Origin of the sequence: Kitasatospora sp. NPDC057518 (assembly GCF_042802075.1) — a bacterium.
Taxonomy (GTDB): domain Bacteria; phylum Actinomycetota; class Actinomycetes; order Streptomycetales; family Streptomycetaceae; genus Kitasatospora.
Window position 1 is genome coordinate 1 of sequence record NZ_JBHVEU010000652.1, and the last position, 3,434, is coordinate 3,434.

5 protein-coding genes and 1 pseudogene are annotated in these 3,434 nt (G+C 73.9%); 5 read left to right on the forward strand and 1 reads right to left on the reverse strand.

Going from position 1 to position 3,434, the window contains the following annotated elements; genetic code table 11:
- Positions 1–102: 102 nt before the first annotated feature.
- From ACFU7Z_RS37795 to ACFU7Z_RS37815, 5 genes are all read left to right on the forward strand, one after another.
- Complete coding sequence (locus tag ACFU7Z_RS37795) at positions 103–294, forward strand: hypothetical protein (RefSeq protein WP_074005868.1); 192 nt, start codon at positions 103–105, stop codon at positions 292–294.
- A gap of 2 nt (positions 295–296) precedes the next feature.
- On the forward strand, positions 297–653 hold the full coding sequence (locus tag ACFU7Z_RS37800; RefSeq protein ID WP_380745616.1) for an ArsR/SmtB family transcription factor: 357 nt from the start codon (positions 297–299) through the stop codon (positions 651–653).
- Between the two features lie 80 nt (positions 654–733).
- Positions 734–2,377 (forward strand): SulP family inorganic anion transporter, encoded by a 1,644-nt coding sequence (locus ACFU7Z_RS37805; protein ID WP_380745618.1) that lies wholly within the window; start codon positions 734–736, stop codon positions 2,375–2,377.
- A gap of 73 nt (positions 2,378–2,450) precedes the next feature.
- On the forward strand, positions 2,451–2,582 hold the full coding sequence (locus tag ACFU7Z_RS37810; RefSeq protein WP_220450012.1) for a DUF6126 family protein: 132 nt from the start codon (positions 2,451–2,453) through the stop codon (positions 2,580–2,582).
- Between the two features lie 149 nt (positions 2,583–2,731).
- Positions 2,732–3,181, forward strand: a complete 450-nt coding sequence (locus tag ACFU7Z_RS37815) for a GNAT family N-acetyltransferase (protein WP_380745614.1) — start codon at positions 2,732–2,734, stop codon at positions 3,179–3,181.
- A gap of 16 nt (positions 3,182–3,197) precedes the next feature.
- Here the strand turns inward: ACFU7Z_RS37815 and ACFU7Z_RS37820 are convergent.
- Positions 3,198–3,434 (reverse strand): annotated as a pseudogene (locus tag ACFU7Z_RS37820) (hypothetical protein); the annotation flags it as partial.

Consider the following 3,434-nt stretch of genomic DNA (forward strand, 5'->3'; position numbering starts at 1 on the left):
GAAGTCGCAACTTGAAGAATTCTTCAAGTGCATAGATGATGCTGCCCTGTACTCGGCAGAGATGCGGTCGCGCGCGGCAGCGCCGGCGGCGAGGAGGGGCGCATGAGCGACGTATTCGACCAGGAGCTTCGCGAGCAGCTCGACGAGGCCCGCCGGCAGCGGGCCGGCGCCCGGGCGGCAGGTGACGAGGACAGCGCGCAGGCGTACGCCGGACGCGTCACACAGCTGCTGCGGATCGCCGCCCAGCACGGCATCGAGATCGAGCACACCGCCGAGGAACAGGAAGAGGACTGAGCATGGCCGTCCCGCTCTACCAGGCGAAGGCGGAGTTCTTCCGCACGCTCGGCCACCCGGCGCGCATCCGCGTGCTGGAACTGCTCCAGGACGGTCCGCGTCCGGTGCGCGAGCTGCTCGCCTCGATCGAGATCGAGCCGTCCAGCCTCTCCCAGCAGCTCTCCGTCCTGCGCCGCAGCAACCTGGTCACGGCCACCCGCGAGGGCAACACCGTGGTCTACGCACTGAGCACGCCGGACGTCGCGGAGCTGCTGCGGGCCGCGCGCCGCATCCTCACCGAGATGATCGCCGACCAGGGGGCGCTGCTCGCCGAGCTGCGCTCGGCCGGGCTTCCGGACGCGGCGGAGCAGACGGCGTGAGCGCCACACGGACCACCCTCGCGGGCCGGGCCGCCGGGCGGGTCCGGGCCGTCCTGCCGAACCGCGCGGCCCTCGCCGCCATGGGGCGCTCACCGCGCAAGGACCTGGTGGCCGGTCTGACGGTGGCGATCGTCGCGCTGCCGCTCGCGCTGGGCTTCGGCGTCGCCTCCGGCGCGGGGGCCGAGGCCGGGCTGGCCACCGCCGTGGTCGCCGGGGCGCTGGCCGCGGTGTTCGGCGGCTCCAACCTCCAGGTCAGCGGACCGACCGGCGCCATGACCGTGGTCCTGGTGCCGATCGTGCACCGGTACGGCACCTCCGGCGTCCTCACCGTCGGCCTGATCGCCGGCCTGCTGCTGGTCGCCCTCGCCCTCGGCGGGGCCGGCCGTTTCATGGCCTACGTCCCCGCGCCGGTCGTCGAGGGCTTCACCCTCGGCATCGCCGGCGTGATCGGACTCCAGCAGGTGCCCGCCGCCCTCGGCGTCACCAAGGGCGACGCCGAGAACGTCGTGGCCGTCGCCGGACAGGCCCTCGCCGACTTCGCCCGCCACCCGCACCCGGCCGCGCCCGCCGTGGCGCTCGCCGTCGCCGCGGTGATGCTCGTCGGCGCACGGCTGCGCCCCGGCATCCCGTTCTCGCTGCTCGCCGTCGCCGCCGCGACCGCGGTGGCCGACCTCGCCCACCTGGACGTGGCGACCATCGGCCACCTCCCGGCCGGTCTGCCGCTGCCGTCGCTGGGCTTCCTCGACCCCGGCGCGGTGCCGCACCTGCTCACCGCGGCCCTCGCGGTCGCCGCGCTGGCGGCGCTGGAGTCGCTGATGTCGGCGACCGCCGCGGACGCGATGAGTGCTTCCGAACGGCACGACAGCGACCGGGAGTTGTTCGGCCAGGGAGTGGCCAACCTGGTCGCCCCGCTGTTCGGTGGCGTCGCCGCCACCGGCGCGATCGCCCGTACCGCCGTCAACGTCCGCTCCGGCGCCGTCTCCCGGCTGGCCGCCCTGGTGCACGCCGCGGTGCTCGCGGTGGTCGTGTTCGCCGCGGCTCCGCTCGTCGAGGGCATCCCGCTGGCCGCGCTCGCGGGCGTCCTGATCGCCACCGCGGTCCGGATGGTCGAGGTGGCCTCACTGCGGGCGCTGGCCCGCAGCGGACGCGGCGAGGCCGCCGTTCTGGCGCTGACCGCCGCCGCGACCCTGGCCTTCGACCTGGTCACGGCCGTCGTCGTCGGCCTGGCGGTCGCCGGGATCCTGGCCCTGCGCCAGGTCGCGCGGTCCGCGCGGCTCCAGCAGGTGCCGCTGCACGACGGCCTGGCCCCGGCCGAGCACCACGAGGAGGAGCGGGCGCTGCTCGCCGAGCACATCGTCGCCTACCGGATAGACGGGCCGGTGTTCTTCGCGGCCGCACACCGCTTCCTGCTCCAACTCGCCGAGACCACCGACGTCAAGGCCGTCATCCTGCGCCTGTCCCACGTCACCGCGATCGACTCCACGGGCGCCCTGGCGCTGGGCGACGCGATCGGCACGCTGGAACGGCGCGGCATCCTCGTCCTGGCCGCGGGGGTACCGGACGGCCACCGGCGGACCCTGGACGCCCTCGGCGTCCTGGACACCCTCCAGCGGCAGGGGAGGGTCTTCGCCCGGACACCGGACGCCATCGCCCGTGCCCGCAGCGAGCTGCGGACCACCGGAGTCCTGGCGGACGCCACGGCACGAAAGGGAACGGACCGATGACCGCCCGGCGCCCGCACATCCGCCCGAGGCCCCGCCACGACCGCCCCACGACCCGACCCCAGGAGCACCGACCATGAGCAGCGCCACCGGCGACGAGAAGAAGCGGCGCAAGGCCATGCTCATCCGCGCCGGGATCTACATCCTGGGCACCCACCTGTTCGCCGGCTTCGTCATCCTGCTCTTCGCCCTCGGCAACCGCCACTGACCCCCCGTCCGGTCGCCGACCCCCGAACTGCTGCCACAACGGGCGGGGTTCGCGCTGCTGACGGTTGGTCGCAACGCCTGGACGGGAACTGGAGTGCTCCAGCGCCGGCAGTGTGGCAGGCTGGCCCGATGTCTACGACCCTCCGCCCCATGGACGCCCGACTCCTGCCCGCCTGGCTCGATCGCAGCCGGGCCGAGTACGCCAAGGACCTCGTCGCTGCGGGGCAGACGCCCGAGGAGGCCGGCCGGCACGCGGCCGACAGCATGGCCCGCTACTTCCCCTCCGGTGCACCGAGCCCCGGGCACGCGCTCTTCGACGTGGTCGATGCCGCCGGGGCCACCGTCGGCCACCTCTGGATCGGACCGGACACGAGCGAGGACGCCGGCTCCTGGTGGATCTGGGACATCGCGATCGACGCCGACAAGCGCGGGCTGGGCCTCGGGCGAAGGGCCATGCTCCTCGGCGAGGAGTACGCCCGGGCGCAGGGCGCCCGTACCCTCGGGCTCAGCGTCTTCGGGTTCAACACGGGCGCGCGCGGCCTCTACGAGTCGCTCGGCTACGAGACGACCTCGGTCAAGATGCTCAAGCGGCTCGGCTGAGTTCCTGGGGCATCGCCTACGGGTGGGTGTCCTTGGCCGTGGGCTGCGTCTTCTGGTTGTAGATCTCCTTGCCGTCCGCGTTGTAGGCGTGGACGTAGGGGGCCGGGGGGAAGGGGTCCGCGTCGGGGCCGGTGGAGACGGCCGCGGTGTAGACGAAGGCGCCGCCCGCCATGACGGCCGGGTACTCCGTCGCGTCGTCGCCGTAGCTGATGGTGACCTTGGCGACGTCGGCGGTGTAGTGCCCGGCGCCCAG

Bases quoted from the DNA above. Each gene is read 5' to 3' on its own strand.
- ACFU7Z_RS37810 (WP_220450012.1), top strand. From the start codon at position 2,451: ATGAGCAGCGCCACCGGCGACGAGAAGAAGCGGCGCAAGGCCATGCTC.
- ACFU7Z_RS37815 (WP_380745614.1), top strand. From the start codon at position 2,732: ATGGACGCCCGACTCCTGCCCGCCTGGCTCGATCGCAGCCGGGCCGAG.
- ACFU7Z_RS37800 (WP_380745616.1), top strand. From the start codon at position 297: ATGGCCGTCCCGCTCTACCAGGCGAAGGCGGAGTTCTTCCGCACGCTC.
- ACFU7Z_RS37805 (WP_380745618.1), top strand. From the start codon at position 734: ATGGGGCGCTCACCGCGCAAGGACCTGGTGGCCGGTCTGACGGTGGCG.
- ACFU7Z_RS37795 (WP_074005868.1), top strand. From the start codon at position 103: ATGAGCGACGTATTCGACCAGGAGCTTCGCGAGCAGCTCGACGAGGCC.